The 14,117-nt window shown below is 64.0% G+C and carries 16 protein-coding genes; 13 read left to right on the top strand and 3 right to left on the bottom strand.

Translation table 11 applies throughout. From position 1 onward, the window contains the following. Nucleotides 1–111: 111 nt before the first annotated feature. Nucleotides 112–798 (bottom strand): SOS response-associated peptidase, encoded by a 687-nt coding sequence (locus ACP15D_RS17305; protein ID WP_424958662.1) that lies wholly within the window; start codon nucleotides 796–798, stop codon nucleotides 112–114. Between the two features lie 40 nt (nucleotides 799–838). Here ACP15D_RS17305 and ACP15D_RS17300 point away from each other — a divergent pair, with 40 nt between their 5' ends. The 3 genes from ACP15D_RS17300 (at nucleotide 839) to ACP15D_RS17290 (ending at nucleotide 2,168) form a co-directional block, all read left to right on the top strand. Next, entirely contained in the window at nucleotides 839–1,297 is a 459-nt protein-coding gene (locus ACP15D_RS17300) for an NUDIX hydrolase (RefSeq protein ID WP_424958661.1), read from the top strand. A gap of 40 nt (nucleotides 1,298–1,337) precedes the next feature. Next, nucleotides 1,338–1,745 carry a TIGR02301 family protein gene (locus ACP15D_RS17295; protein WP_424958660.1) on the top strand — a complete coding sequence of 136 codons (408 nt, stop codon included), beginning with the start codon at nucleotides 1,338–1,340 and terminating at the stop codon, nucleotides 1,743–1,745. 174 nt (nucleotides 1,746–1,919) lie between these two features. Further along, nucleotides 1,920–2,168: a hypothetical protein gene (locus tag ACP15D_RS17290; protein ID WP_072376172.1), complete on the top strand. Its 249-nt coding sequence runs from the start codon at nucleotides 1,920–1,922 to the stop codon at nucleotides 2,166–2,168. A gap of 24 nt (nucleotides 2,169–2,192) precedes the next feature. On the opposite strand, the gene ACP15D_RS17285 is transcribed toward ACP15D_RS17290, so the two are convergent. Beyond that, nucleotides 2,193–2,858: a LysE family translocator gene (locus ACP15D_RS17285; protein ID WP_424958659.1), complete on the bottom strand. Its 666-nt coding sequence runs from the start codon at nucleotides 2,856–2,858 to the stop codon at nucleotides 2,193–2,195. Between the two features lie 75 nt (nucleotides 2,859–2,933). Between ACP15D_RS17285 and ACP15D_RS17280 the strand changes: the two genes are divergently transcribed. The 3 genes from ACP15D_RS17280 (at nucleotide 2,934) to ACP15D_RS17270 (ending at nucleotide 5,205) form a co-directional block, all read left to right on the top strand. Next, nucleotides 2,934–3,560 (top strand): hypothetical protein, encoded by a 627-nt coding sequence (locus tag ACP15D_RS17280; protein ID WP_424958658.1) that lies wholly within the window; start codon nucleotides 2,934–2,936, stop codon nucleotides 3,558–3,560. 113 nt (nucleotides 3,561–3,673) lie between these two features. Beyond that, entirely contained in the window at nucleotides 3,674–3,808 is a 135-nt protein-coding gene (locus ACP15D_RS17275; protein ID WP_424958657.1) for a hypothetical protein, read from the top strand. Nucleotides 3,809–4,110: 302 nt separating this feature from the next. Continuing rightward, nucleotides 4,111–5,205, top strand: coding sequence for a hypothetical protein (locus tag ACP15D_RS17270; protein WP_424958656.1), 1,095 nt, complete (start codon nucleotides 4,111–4,113; stop codon nucleotides 5,203–5,205). Between the two features lie 307 nt (nucleotides 5,206–5,512). On the opposite strand, the gene ACP15D_RS17265 is transcribed toward ACP15D_RS17270, so the two are convergent. Further along, entirely contained in the window at nucleotides 5,513–6,841 is a 1,329-nt protein-coding gene (locus ACP15D_RS17265; RefSeq protein WP_424958655.1) for a dihydroorotase, read from the bottom strand. 93 nt (nucleotides 6,842–6,934) lie between these two features. Between ACP15D_RS17265 and ACP15D_RS17260 the strand changes: the two genes are divergently transcribed. The 7 genes from ACP15D_RS17260 to nadC all read left to right on the top strand — a co-directional run bounded on the left by ACP15D_RS17260 (nucleotide 6,935) and on the right by nadC (nucleotide 14,097). Then, nucleotides 6,935–7,834, top strand: coding sequence for a YgfZ/GcvT domain-containing protein (locus ACP15D_RS17260; protein WP_424958654.1), 900 nt, complete (start codon nucleotides 6,935–6,937; stop codon nucleotides 7,832–7,834). Beyond that, complete coding sequence (locus ACP15D_RS17255) at nucleotides 7,831–8,433, top strand: DNA-3-methyladenine glycosylase I (protein ID WP_424958653.1); 603 nt, start codon at nucleotides 7,831–7,833, stop codon at nucleotides 8,431–8,433. The genes ACP15D_RS17260 and ACP15D_RS17255 overlap by 4 nt, the downstream gene beginning before the upstream one ends. A 23-nt stretch (nucleotides 8,434–8,456) precedes the next feature. Continuing rightward, the gene (locus tag ACP15D_RS17250; RefSeq protein ID WP_424959263.1) at nucleotides 8,457–9,065 is read left to right on the top strand and encodes a hydrolase; all 609 of its coding nucleotides are present in this window, start codon (nucleotides 8,457–8,459) and stop codon (nucleotides 9,063–9,065) included. Nucleotides 9,066–9,174: 109 nt separating this feature from the next. Continuing rightward, nucleotides 9,175–10,209 carry an NUDIX hydrolase gene (locus ACP15D_RS17245; RefSeq protein WP_424958652.1) on the top strand — a complete coding sequence of 345 codons (1,035 nt, stop codon included), beginning with the start codon at nucleotides 9,175–9,177 and terminating at the stop codon, nucleotides 10,207–10,209. A 232-nt stretch (nucleotides 10,210–10,441) separates the two neighbouring features. Next, nucleotides 10,442–11,509 carry a quinolinate synthase NadA gene (gene nadA, locus ACP15D_RS17240; protein WP_424958651.1) on the top strand — a complete coding sequence of 356 codons (1,068 nt, stop codon included), beginning with the start codon at nucleotides 10,442–10,444 and terminating at the stop codon, nucleotides 11,507–11,509. Nucleotides 11,510–11,557: 48 nt separating this feature from the next. Beyond that, on the top strand, nucleotides 11,558–13,231 hold the full coding sequence (locus ACP15D_RS17235) for an L-aspartate oxidase (protein WP_424958650.1): 1,674 nt from the start codon (nucleotides 11,558–11,560) through the stop codon (nucleotides 13,229–13,231). Next, entirely contained in the window at nucleotides 13,228–14,097 is an 870-nt protein-coding gene (gene nadC / locus ACP15D_RS17230; protein WP_424958649.1) for a carboxylating nicotinate-nucleotide diphosphorylase, read from the top strand. The genes ACP15D_RS17235 and nadC overlap by 4 nt, the downstream gene beginning before the upstream one ends. The last annotated feature ends 20 nt before the right edge of the window (nucleotides 14,098–14,117 follow it).

The raw sequence follows: 14,117 nt of genomic DNA, 5'->3' as shown, positions 1-14,117 counted from the left end.
CGGCCGACCTTACCCCCGAACTGGCAGGGCCGCGAGAGGGCAGCGCCCCTCACGACACCTATCGCCATAGGATCGTGACGTTTCCTTGCTGCTGGCAGACGATGGTTAAGGTTAGAGGAGGCTCACTTGGGTCGGCACCGGCTCCTGCACCTGGGGGCCTTCGTTGGCCGGATTATTGAGCTTGGGGGTGACTTCGATGATGTCGAGGAGGTCGTCGGGGGCAGGCACGAGCAGGTCCGCAATGTGGGTTGCGGTGCCGGGGCGGCAATCGAGCCACACATCGAAATGTTCCGGCGGAATGATTACCGGCATGCGGTCGTGCAGGCGCGCCATCGGCCCGTTGGCGGCGGTCGTGAGGATGGCCATGGTCTCGATCTCGCTGCCATCGGCGCCGAGCCAGTGCTCGTAGATGGCGGCAAGGCCCATCGGGCCGCCGCCCCGCAGACGGGCGAGGTGGGGCCGCTTGGCGCCAGCGGCGCCGGTCCACTCATAGAAGCCATCGGCGGGGACGAGGCAGCGCTTGTGGCGCAGGCCGGCGCGGAAGGACGGCTTGTCGGCGGCGCTTTCGGATCGGGCGTTGACCAGCATCTTGAAGGCGCGCGGATCCTTCACCCAGGAGGGGATCAGCCCCCAGCGCACCAGCGCCAGCTCGCGGCCGCCGTTATGGGTGTCGCGGACGATGGCGACCGGCTGAGACGGGGCGATATTGTAACGGGGCGGAAATATCGCCTCGTTCACATATTGGAAATAGGCGCGGACCGCTTCGGGCGGAGATGTCAAGGAATAGCGCGTACACATGGTGTGAAGGTAGTCGTTCGAGCCAAGCTGGAGAAGATGGATGTCGGACCACGGCGGGACTGATCACGAAGCTGGCCCTTGGCCTAGAGCTGCCGCCAGTGCGGTGCTGTTCCGAGGGGAAGCCGTCTTGCTGGTGCTGCGCGACAAAGGGCACGCCGCAGGAATGTGGAGCCTGCCGGGGGGTGCCATTCACGCCGGCGAGACGGCCGAAGCGGCCGCCCGCCGCGAGGTGGAAGAGGAAACCGGCCTCATCGCTCATATCGAGGGCCTCGCCGGCGTCTACGACCTCATAGATCGCAACGAGGGTGGCGAGGTGGTGCTGGACTACGTCATCGCCACCTATTACGGCCGGGCGGACGATGGCGAGCCGCGGGCGAAAGACGACGTGCGGGATGCCCGCTTCTTCGCCCTCGATGCCGCCAAGGATCTGGAGTTGACGGAGGGCGCCTATTTCGTCATCGAGCAGGCTTGGCGACTTCTTGCCGCCAGCGTGGAATAGGTGCCTCTGGAACGTCCAGAATCGGTGATAGAGTGGCCTTATGAGGGGTTATCGACAGCACCGTCGGCCTGCGCGCCGCCGCCTTGCCGCGGTGTGCGTGATGCTTGCTGGCGTGTCGATGGCGCTTCCCGCTGCGGCCGCACCCGACAGCAAGCCCTATGACGACCGCCTGTTCCGGCTGTCGGAGATCCTGGGCGCGGTGCACTACCTGCGCGAGCTGTGTGGCGCTGACGAAGGTCAATTATGGCGCGAGCGGATGACCGACCTGTTGCAGTCGGAAGGTACCTCGGCGCTGCGCAAAGCCAAGCTGACGCGCAGCTTCAATAAAGGTTATCAGAGCTACAGCCGCACCTATAACACCTGCAGTCCTTCGGCTCAGAATGTGATCAACCGCTTCGTCACCGAAGGGGCGGCGATCGCGGATACGCTGGTGCGCTCCGTTCCGTAGCGCCCGCACCGCTTTTTTCATGCAGAAGTTTACTCTGAACGAGGGCTGCGCTTTGCCCTCAAGACACGCGTGATATGCACGTTGTGTCGACGTGCTGCGGGTGCGATGCGCGCAGCCATTCACAGCGAGCCGGGGCGGAAATCGGGGCGCCATTGCTCGCAAGGGGGAAGACCGATGCAGCAGTTGCTCGAGGGACTAGACACGGACGATTCCACGTACCGTGCGCTATCGCTGATACTCGAAGCTTGGGACGAAGGCACCGAGAGCGGTGTGCCGAACGAGCAGATGGCTTATGCCGCCCTGTTCACGGCGCTGACCGATCTCGTTTCGCAATTCGGCGAGGAAGCCGTGGTGAAGCTGGCGGAGGGGCTGGAAAAACGCATCCGCGTCGGCGAGTTCACTCTGCACCGCACGCGGCAATAGCCGAAGCGCACACCTCGGGCCGCTTCACAGCAGGCCGATGCGCTTGACGACGACCTCGCCGATCAGCAGCGCGCCGAAGCCAATGAGCAGCAGGCCGGCGACGCGGTTGATGAGCTGCAGGCGCTCGACCGAGAGCCTGTGGCGGAAGCGTGCGATGAGGTGCGAGAGCGACACCCACCAGGCGAGGCTGCCGCCCATGACGGCGGCGACGATGGTGAGCGCATCGATGTAGCTGTTCACCTCCACGAAGCTGGAGACACCGCCGAAGATGGCGAACAGCCCCAATACAGCTCCCGGATTGGTGATGGTGAGCAGGAACGTCTGGGGGATGTCCCAGACGAAGTCTCGCAGCGTTTCGGCATGCTCACGGTTCGGCGTCACGGGGACGAACCGCGGCGAAGAAAAATAGAGCTTGGCGCCGAAGGCCACGAGAACAAGCCCGCCAAGCGCCTGAATGGTCATGCGGTGAACCTGCACGGCGCCAGAAATCGCGCCGACGCCCAGGGCCGCGCATAACGCGATCAGCCCGTCACCCAGCATGGCGCCCAGCCCCGCCGCAATACCTCCCCAAAAGCCACGTTCGATTGCCCGCTGGATGCAGAGAACGTTGACGGGGCCGACAGGGGCGGCGACAAGGATTCCGATGATGATGCCTACGGGTATGATGAGCGGATTAGGCAGAAAATCCATGCACCTTCCTTCGCCGGTCCGCCATGCGTGCCGTTTGTTCTCGTTCCCAGCGCTGTCGGGCACCGGAGCATGAAGATGCTTCCGCTAAGTCGCGCAAGCCTTTGCACATTGGTACTGGGCACATTGGTACTGGCCGGGGTCGGGCTTGTCCATGCGGCCAACCTAGCGGCTGCGCCAAAGCCGGTGGCAGAGGAGAAGGTCACGGGCACTTCAACCACGGCGAAGAAGCAGCGCAAGTCAATCGACGACCCGGGCAAGCTGCCCCCCTCGGCAGAGGAGATGCGTCAGGCGCTGTTGTTTGCGACGCGGACTGGAAACATCGAGGATTTGCGCGAAGCGCTGGACTGGAACGAGATCAAGCCGGAGACGGCGGCGCCTGCGGGCGAAGACCCTATCGCCTTCTGGAAGCGCAGCTCGGGTGACGGCCATGGACGCGAGGTGCTTGCGGCTCTCGCTGAGCTCCTGTCGCTGCATCCTGCGGAACTGCCGCTCGGGCGCGATCTGGAAAACAATATCGTCTACGTCTGGCCGTATCTCGCCGAGGCTGCGCTCGATCAACTGACGCCGGCACAAGAAGTGGAGCTGTTGCGGCTGGTCGGACCGGCCGAGGCCAAGCAGATGCGCGAGAAGAAGAAGTGGACGTGGTGGCGGCTCACCATCGGCGCGGACGGCGTCTGGCATTCCTTCAAGAAGGGCGAGTGAGGGCGGACATAGACAAGCGTTGCGCTCGACGCGCGCCGCAAGCGTCCGCTATAGCCCAGGAGCTGCCGGGAACGGCCAACTCGCCAGTGCGCCCCACAAAGATGATCAGTCCCATGAGCTGCCATTCACTGCAAGTGGCCGGCGCCCCCTGGACGATCGCGGACCAAGTCCGCTCGTGGAGGTCGAGCGGTTGTCAGATGTCGATCTTCTCGGGCGATCTCGACTGCGTCGTCGACTTCGATACCTAGGCATAGGTAGCGGACGGTGCTTTCGATCTTCGAATGTTAAGCAGGAGCGGCACGCGCGCAGATTGCCAGCATGTGCTGATAGATAAGCACCTCCCTCGCGTCGCGCAGCAAACGAGCGGACACGACCTTTTCCAAGGCCTCGTAGGGCGCACGTTAGTGGGCCATTAAGCCGGCATTAGCGAGAGTGGTGTTCAATCCTTGGTTGAGAACTAGATCAGTCTCTCGTCAGGAGGTGGGGAGCGCCTTTTATGATTGTCAGCGCCAACAGTGCTGCATTGCAGATTCTTAAGGGATTGCAAGGATTGCAAGAGACCCAGAAGTCCTACTGGGCGGAGGACAAGGCCAATTGGGTGAGGCCACCAAACCACGGACCGTGGTTTGGTCCCGGCGTGCCGGGCCAGGTCGAGCCAATCAGCGACCTCACGAAGGAGGCGATCGCGAGGATCGTGGCGATCGTTGGAGAAGGTGGCTCCGTGGATCTATCGGGCCAGAGCTATACGCATTCTTCCATCTCCGCCAGTGACAACGCGACCATCATCGGCGGTGAAGGAAATGATTCAATCGGTGCTCAACACTACGCGACCGTCTACGGATCGGGGGGCAGCGACAGCATTGGTGTTCTCGATTATGGCAAAGTCGATGGCGGGGCTGGAGAGGACTTCATCGGAGCCTTCGACTACGCAGACATCATCGCAGGTGAAGGCGACGATTGGGTCGACGCCAATCACTACGCCAAGGTCGATCTGGGTGACGGCGACGATTATGTCCGTGCCTATAGCTACGCGCAGGTCGCCGGTGGAACCGGCAACGACGAGATTCGCGTCAATGACCATGCGACCGTCGATGGGGGCGAAGGTGACGACCTCGTCGTTAGCAGCGGCCACGCGACAATAAATGGCGGCGCTGGAAACGATATTCTCATAACGGCGGATTCCGTGAAGTACGATAGTCCGTATTATGGCTACAACGACATCGATGGCGGTGAGGGCGACGATTACATTCAGACGACAGACAACTCCAACGTGCGCGGCGGGACAGGCAACGATGTCATCCGGCTCATCGGCGCCGGCTCAACGGTGTCATTTGCCAAGGGTGACGGCCAGGATGCCATCCTTTCTCACGACAGCTTCACCCTCAACATCAGCGGCTACAGCCGGGACGCAGTGAGCGTTGCGGTTGAAAATGACGTCTTTGTCGTCTCCTTCGCCGGGTCGGATGAGAAGATCACGCTTGATATTTCCAACGGTGCGACGGCTCACCTTACCTTCGAGGATAGCTCGTCCTTGGACGTGAGCGGGGGCGAGAGCGCCAAAGTCCTCACGCACCTGTGGGCGAGAGTGGATTGGGGGCTAGAGGACGCCTATTACGTCAGATCATCGACCTCTCGACCATACTAGATAGATGCCACCGCCGGTTCTAATCCGGCGGTGACAATTGCTTCTCACACGAACAGGAAGTCGCTGGAATCTAGCAGTTGCCGTTGGTCTCACTTTGGCGAGCACCCCTCGGAGCCTTTGAGGGGGAGAGCAGACACGTCAGGGCAGACCGGAGAGCGGTCTTCAGCCAGCGCCACGACTTCCGCAAACTCGGCAGTTCCGACATCGCCGGAACAGCAACGTTGCAGTTGCTCAGGTGCGCTTTGGGTCAAAAGTGAATATCGTGGACATCGCCGAGGTGTGCGCTGCCCTCCCCGACGCGCTGTAGCTAGAGGCCTTCGAGGAAGCCGACGGGGGCGCCGTGCGCGGGGCCGATGATCTCGCCGTCCCACATGACGCGGCGGCCGCGCACGAATGTGCCGATGGGCCAGCCTTTGACGCGCTTGCCGTGATACGGCGTCCACCCGGCGCGGCTTGCGACCTGCTCGTCGACGATGACTTCCTCGCGGCCAAGATCGACGACGGTGAGGTCGGCGTCGTAACCGACGGCGATGCGGCCCTTGCCGCGGATGCCGAACAGGCGCTGCGGGCCATGGCTCGTCAGGTCGACGAAGCGCTCTAGCGACAAGCGGCCAGCGTTGACGTGATCGAGCATGATGGGAACGAGCGTCTGCACGCCGGTCATACCGGAGTGCGATGCGGGATAGGCGTGGTCTTTTTCCTCGCGCGTGTGCGGGGCGTGATCGGAGCCGAGAACGTCGACGACGCCGGCGGCCAAGCCCTCCCAGATCGCGCGGCGGTGGTGCTCATCGCGCACGGGCGGGTTCATCTGCGCATAGGTGCCGAGCGTCTCGTAGCATTCGGGTGCAACGAGCGTCAGGTGGTGGGGCGTCACCTCGACGCTGGCCCAATCCTTGTGCTCGGCGAGGAAGGCCATCTCGGCGGCGGTCGAAACGTGCAGCACGTGGACGCGGCGCTTATGCTTTTCCGCAAGGCGGACGAGGCGGCGCGTCGAGATGATAGCGGCTTCCTCGTCGCGCCATTCGGGATGCGAGGACGGATCGCCGGGGCGGCGCACGTCCATGCGTGCGATGAGGCGCGCCTCGTCCTCGGAATGGAACGCGGCGCGGCGGCGAAGGGCGCCGATGATGCGGTCGAGCGAGGCTTCGTCATCGACCAGCAAGTCGCCGGTCGAGGAGCCCATGAACACTTTGATGCCGGCCGAGCCTTCCAGCCGTTCAAGCTGCGGAATCTGGTCGATGTTCTCGCGTGTGCCGCCGACATAGAAGGCGAAGTCGCAGAACATGCGATTGCGTGCGCGCGCCACCTTGTCGGCAAGGCGTTCCGCCGTGGTCGTCAGCGGCTTGGTGTTGGGCATCTCGAACACGGCGGTGACGCCGCCCAGGACAGCGCCGCGCGATCCGGTTTCGAGGTCTTCCTTGTGCTCCAGGCCCGGCTCGCGGAAATGTACTTGCGTATCGATGACACCGGGCAGCACGTGGAGGCCCTTGGCGTCGATCACCTCGCCGGCAAGGCTTTGATCAATCTGGCCGATTGCAGCAATGCGTCCGCCGCGAATGGCAACGTCCCGCACGCCGATGCCGTCATGATTGACGACTGTCCCTCCCTTCAGCAGGAGGTCGAACGTCGATGCCATATAATCTCCCTGGCGTTCACTATGGCGCCTTGCCTCTGGACTGTGCCCCGCATACGTAAATCATTAGCCGGACGCAACCGGAGCGGGGAAACTATGGCCGATACGAAGATCGCTTTGCTGCCCGACCGGGGCGCCGTCACCATTGCGGGCGAGGATGCCCGCACGTTTCTGCAGGGTCTCGTCACCAACGATATGGCGCTGATCGACAAGCAGCCGGCCCTCTACGCCGGTCTGCTGACGCCACAAGGTAAGATCCTGTTCGACTTTTTTGTAGTCACCATGCCCGAGGGCTTCTGCCTCGAAGTCGCGCGCAGCAAGGCGGGCGAGCTCGTGGAGCGGCTTAAGATGTATAAGCTGCGCTCCAAGGTCGAAATCCTGGATGCTTCCGCCGACTACACGGTTGCGGCGATCTGGGGCGGCGAATATGCGCCGCACGGCAACGGCAAGCCGCCGCTGCTGTTCGCCGACCCGCGCCTGCCCGGCATGGGCTATCGCGAGATGACGACGTTGCGTTCGGACTGGGCGCTCGGCGGGGAGACATGCGACAGCGCCACGCAAGACGAATACCACGCGCACCGCATCGGGCTGGGGGTGCCGGAAGGCGGGCGTGACTATGGGTTCGGGGATGCCTTCCCGCACGAAGCGCTGTTCGACCAGCTCGGCGGCGTGTCGTTCAAGAAGGGCTGCTTTGTCGGCCAGGAAGTGGTCGCGCGGATGCAGCATCGCGGGTTGGCGCGACGCAGGGTCGTTCCGGTGGTGGCGGCGCGTGCGCTGCCCGATCCGGGGGTGCCGATCACTGCGGGCAGCGTCGAGATCGGGAAACTCGGGTCGACGGCCGGCAATCGCGGGCTTGCGGACATCCGCATCGACCGGGTTGCAGAATTCAAGGCGAAAGGCGAGAGCCTGCGCGCGGGCGATGTTGAGGTGAGCGTCGAGCTTCCCGCGTGGGCAACCTTCTCGCTCGAAGCAAAGCCGGCGGGATCGCCCGCATGACAACGTCGCCGGGTGGTTCCGTGGTGCGGTGCCCGTGGGCCGGCAACGACGCCCAGTATCAGCGGTACCACGACACCGAATGGGGCGTGCCGCTGAAGACCGATCGCGCGATATTTGAAAAGCTGGTGCTGGAAGGTTTCCAGGCCGGCCTTTCGTGGATCACCATCTTGCGCAAGCGCGAGAACTTCCGGCGCGCGTTCGACAAGTTCGATGCCGAGCGCATTGCGCAGTACAAGGCCAAGGACATTGCGCGGTTGATGGCGGACGAGGGGATCGTGCGCAACCGGGCGAAGATCGAAGCCACAATCGACAATGCGCGCGCGTACCTGAAGCTGCGCGAGCGCACGACCTTGAAGAAGCTGTTGTGGGATCACCTCGGCGAGGGCGGGCCGCTGCAGCGCAGCGCCAAGACGATCGCGGAGATCCCCGCACAGGACGATGTGTCCAAACGCATTTCAAAGGCGCTGAAGGCGGAGGGCTTCCGCTTCGTGGGGCCGACAACTGTTTACGCCTTCATGCAGTCGGCGGGGATGGTCAACGATCACCTCGTCGGCTGCTTCCGCTATGATGCGTGCTCGAAGCTACAGCACAAAGCCTGATACCCGTGACCTCAGTGAACGATATGCAAAAGCCGAAGCGCGCGTGGCAGCGCATGCTGTCCGGGCGCCGCCTCGATCTGCTCAATCCTTCGCCGTCCGATGTCGAAGTGGAAGACATCGCGCATGGACTGGCACGTGTCGCGCGGTGGAATGGGCAGACGATCGGCGCGCACGCGTTCTCGGTGGCGCAGCATTCTCTGCTCGTCGAAGAGATCGCGGCAGCGCGCAATTTGGAGTGGGACAGGCGCTGGATGCTGGCGACGCTGCTACACGATGCGCCGGAGTATGTCGTCGGCGACCTCATCAGTCCGTTCAAGACCGCCATCGGCCTCGACTACAAAGCCTTCGAGCTGCGACTACTTGCAGCAATCCATGCGCGCTTCGGCATTCCTCAGGAGCTGCCGAGCGACGTTCAATACGAGATCAAACTTTGTGACCGAGTTGCCGCCTTTTTCGAGGCGACGCGGCTTGCCGGGTTCGAGGAAAGCGAAGCTATCATCTACTTCGGCGAGCCAGGCGGGCTGCTGCCCGATGCCACTGCAGTGTCGCTATCGGCCCTCACTCCGCTGCCCGCGAACGAGGCTCAAGAAAAATTTCTCGCTCGATTTAGAGTTTTGATTGAACCTTTCTGAGTATTGCGCGTTGCCCCGACGATTGCACGGCGGAGTGCGAAGACGTCGGAAAAGCGCCATGTTCCGCGTCAAGCTTCCGGCGGGGGTCTCCAGCTGATTGGAGGAAGCCATGGCCTACGGACAGCTCAGGGAATCGACAGCCCGAGTGAGCAGCGCACCTGAACACGGCATCGAAGCCGGCACAGCGCCGGTCGAGATCGGCCTCAATGCGGCGATCGTTGCCGTCACCGATAACGAGCCCGTGGTCCTAGTGATCCGGCATGAAGCCGATTCCGCGGGGGCCACCGACGGACTTCCGTTCGGACCGTTCTCCCCGTTGCAGCATAGGACACTGGAAAGTGGCCTGCGCGCTTGGGTACATCGGCAGGCCGGGTTGGAACTGGGATACGCCGAGCAGCTCTACACATTCGGCGACCGCGGACGCCATGCGCAACCGGGTGATCTCAGCCCGCATGTCGTGTCGATCGGATACCTGGCGCTTACGCAGGTGAAGCCGTCGATGGAGATGCTGCACGGCGTTTGGCGCAGTTGGTATCACTACTTCCCCTGGGAGGACTGGCGGCGCGGCCGACCGGAAATCCTCGAAGCCACGATGGAGCCGAGGCTGCGCGAGTGGGCCAACGAGCGCACGAGCGCTCCGCAGCCTGTCAGCCGCCAGGAGCGTGTGCGCATCTGCTTCGGTCTCGATGGCGCGGCATGGGACGAGGAAAAAGTGCTGGAGCGCTACGAGCTTCTCTATGAAGCCGGCCTCGTCGAAGAGGCGGCGCGGGACGGGCGCGATGCCGCGCATCAGTGGAGCCAGCGGCCCCGGCTCGGCGTGCCGATGCAGTACGATCACCGCCGCATTCTGGCGACGGCTATCGGGCGCGTGCGCGCGAAGATCAAATATCGCCCGGTGATCTTCGAGTTGATGCCGGACGACTTCACGCTGTTCGAGCTGCAGCGCACCGTCGAAGCCATTCTCGGCCCGCATCTGCACAAGCAGAACTTCCGCCGGCTGGTCGAAGGTGCGGGGCTGGTGGAACCGACCGGCGACGTGAAGATGCGCACGGGTGGGCGGCCAGCAAAGCTCTATCGTTTCCGCCGCGAAGTGCTGATGGAGCGTCCGGCTCCCGGCGTGCGCGTGAAACCCGGCAAGCTCTGAGACGTTGCCCTAAAGGCCGTATGACGGTTGCGCGCGATGCGGAGCTGAATCGCGCGCCGGTACTAACTCTTATGTGGTCACAGACGGCTTGATGAAGTAATCTTTCATCACCCTTGGAGTGCTCAAAAAGAGCATTATATGATCTAACATCCGGCCAATCCCGTGCCGGCTCTTTAGATGGCCCGTTTATGCTCAAAGTGAGCATAGCTATCTTGGGGAGACTTGGGGAGACATGATGGATACGCTCGACGTCCGACCTGCCGTTGCCCGCCGCCCGCGCCCTGCGCCGGCCCCCGAGGTGCGGCCGCTGCCGGAGTTCACGCCGGAGCTCGCCGCCGAGATGGCACCGCTCTATGCGCGGGTTCAGCACGTGATCACGCCGATGGAGTGGCCGGCCTACGCGCCGCTGATCAAGGCGATCAACGAGCTGAAGAAAGAGCGCAACGCCGTCATCCTGGCGCACAACTACATGACGCCGGAGATCTTCAACTGCGTTGGAGATTTCCGCGGCGACAGTCTGCAGCTCGCGCGTGAAGCAGCGCGCACCAAGGCTGACGTCATCGTGCAGGCCGGCGTGCACTTCATGGCCGAGACGTCGAAGCTGCTGAGCCCCGACAAGAAGATCCTCATTCCGGACATGAAGGCCGGCTGCTCGCTCGCCGAGTCAATCACGGCCGAGGACGTGCGCATGCTGCGCGAGGCCTATCCGGGCGTGCCGATCGTCACCTACGTCAATACGTCGGCGGCGGTGAAGGCCGAGTGCGATATCACCTGCACCTCGTCGAACGCGGTGAAGGTTGTCGAGAGCCTCGGCGCGCCGCGCGTGCTGCTGATCCCGGACGAATATCTCGCCCGCTACGTGCAGACGAAGACGAAGGTCGAGATCATCGCCTGGAAGGGCCACTGCGAGGTGCACGAGCGCTTCACGGTCGAGGACATCGAGGCCATGCGTGCCGCCGATCCCGGCATGAAGGTGATTGCGCATCCGGAGTGCCCGCCGGACGTGATCGCTGCCTCGGACTTCACCGGCTCGACGGCCGCGATGATCAACTACGTCACCAGCAACCGGCCGCGCAAAGTGGCGCTCATCACGGAATGCTCGATGGCGTCGAATGTTGCGGTCGAGGCTCCGGACGTGGAGTTCATCCGGCCGTGCAATCTGTGCCCGCACATGAAGCGCATCAGCCTGCAGAACATCTACGAGGCTCTGCGCGACATGAAGCACGAAGTCACGGTTGATCCAGCCGTCGCCGTCAAGGCGCGTCGCGCCGTAGAGCGCATGATCAACCTCACCAACTGAGGCAACGCCGGCGGCATGCGCCGCCCGGCATCCCTTGGATGATATCGAATGCCTATTGCATCGAAATCCAGATTCGACGCGCGCAGGTTCCGACCCGCGGGCGATGAGCCTCTGGGCGCGGCCGGTGATGTGATCATCGTCGGCGCGGGCCTTGCCGGGCTGTTCACGGCGCTGCAGCTGGCGCCGATGCCGGTGACTGTGGTTGCGGCGGCTCCGCTGGGCCAAGGCGCATCGACAGGCTGGGCGCAGGGAGGCGTCGCCGCTGCTGTCGGGCGCAACGACGCCGCCGAGCTGCATGCCGACGATACGTTGGCGGCGGGCGCCGGCACGGTCGATCCGGATGTGGCGCGCTTCGTTGCCAGCGAAGGTCCGGCGCGCATTGCCGACCTGGTGCGCTACGGTGTGCCGTTCGATCGCGATGCCAACGGCGATTTTGCGCTGAGCCAGGAGGCCGCGCACTCGCGGCGGCGGGTCGTGCACGCGTCCGGCGACCGCACGGGCGGCGAAATCCTAGACGCTCTCGTCGCCAGGGTGCGCACAACGCCGTCAATTCGCGTTCTGGAGGGCTATGAGGCTGACGACCTCATCATCGTCGATGGGCGCGTCGAAGGTGTGCGTCTCGTGCGCGCCGGCGAAGGCAACAAGGAAATCTACGAGTACTTTCCCGCCAGCGCGGTGGTTCTGGCGACGGGCGGCATCGGCGCACTCTATGCGGTGACGACCAACCCGCCGTATGCGCGCGGCGAATCCATCGCCATGGCAGCGCGCGCGGGCGCGGTGATTGCCGATCCGGAATTCGTACAGTTTCACCCGACGGCGATCGACATCGGCATCGATCCGGCGCCGCTGGCTACCGAGGCTCTGCGCGGCGAAGGCGCAACGCTGGTCAATTCGGCTGGCGAGCGCTTCATGGCGCCCGTCGATCCGCGCGCCGAGCTTGCGCCGCGCGACGTGGTGGCGCGCTCGGTGTTCAGCGAGATCGCCGCGGGGCGCGGCGCATTTCTCGATTGCCGCGCGGCGATCGGCGAGAGCTTCTCTGCCCGCTTCCCAACCGTCTACGGCTTGTGCCAGGCGGCGGGCATCGATCCGGCGAAACAGCTCATTCCGGTGGCGCCTGCTGCGCACTATCACATGGGCGGCATCGCCACCTGCTCACGCGGGCGCTCGAGCGTCGCGGGCCTTTGGGCCGTAGGCGAAGTTGCATCGACGGGCTTGCATGGCGCGAACCGACTGGCATCCAATTCGCTGCTGGAAGCGGTCGTGTTCGCCGACAGGGTCGCTGCCGACATCCGCCACATGGCAAGCAACGGCCGGCATATGACGCGTACCGCGCTCGAACGGGTCGGCAGCATCAGTGCCGATCATTCGGCAACGCGTGGGCCGCTCGTTGCGCGGTTGCGGCGCGCGATGAGCGAGCATGTCGGCGTCGTGCGCGATGCGCGCGGACTCAAGAAGGCAATCGCCGTGCTGCGTGATATCGAACGGCAGGCAGGCGGTGATCGTGTGCTCGCCAACATGGCGCTGGCCGCGCGCTTCGTGGCGACGGGTGCGCTGTTGCGCGAGGAAAGCCGCGGCGCGCAGGCGCGCAGCGACTTCCCCGAGGCGAGCGATGCCTATGCGCAGCGTACGTTCCTCACCCTGGACGACGTCGACGAGATCGGCGTGCGCCGCGATGCCGGCCTGCCGAGCGCGTGGGAGTGGCAGGCGGGAGCGGCGCGATGAGCGGCGCGATGGCGGGCCTGCACCTGCCCTCTTCCGTTGTCGACAAGGCGGTGGCGGAGGCGCTGGCCGAGGACCTCGGCCTTGGCGGTGATGTCACCACGGCATCGACGGTGCCGCACGGGACGCGCGCGTCCGGCGTCATTGCGGCACGCAAGGCGGGTGTGGTTTCGGGCCTGCAGCTGGCCAAAGCCGCTTTCAAGACTCTCGATCCCTTCACCGAGTTCGAAGTCGTGGTCGGTGATGGCGGCAAGGTGGAAGCCGGCGGCATTATCGCGCGCGTATCAGGCGATGCGCGCGTTCTGCTGACGGGCGAGCGCACCGCGCTGAACTTCCTCGGACACATGAGCGGCATTGCCACGCTGACCGCGAAATACGTTGCCGCGGTTGCCGGCACAAAGGCGCGCATCATCGATACGCGCAAGACAACGCCGGGACTGCGCGCAGTGGAGAAGTTCGCGGTGCGTTGCGGCGGCGGCGTTAACCACCGCTTCGGGTTGTTCGACGCGGTCCTGATCAAGGACAATCACATCATAGCTGCCGGCGGGATCGGTGCGGCGCTGGAGCGTGCGCGGGCGCATGCTGGACACATGGTGAAGGTCGAGATCGAGGTGACCAACCTCGATGAAGTGGACGAGGCGCTGAAGTATGCTCCCGACGCCCTGCTGCTCGACAATATGTCCCCTGCCCTGTTGAAAGCTGCAGTTGCAGAGGTCGCCGGGCGGGTCATCACAGAAGCTTCCGGCGGTGTGACACTCGAAACCGTGCGCGGGATTGCCGAAACCGGTGTCGATCTCATCTCGGTCGGAGCGCTCACCCACTCCGCTCCGGTACTCGACATCGGCCTCGACTTTAACGCACAGTCGTAGAAGGCCACTGCCGGCGCTTG

Origin of the sequence: Hyphomicrobium sp. 1Nfss2.1 (assembly GCF_965243865.1) — a bacterium.
GTDB lineage: Bacteria > Pseudomonadota > Alphaproteobacteria > Rhizobiales > Hyphomicrobiaceae > Hyphomicrobium_A.
The sequence above is the reverse complement of the archived record's forward strand: the minus strand, read 5'-3'. Positions and strand labels throughout refer to the sequence as shown.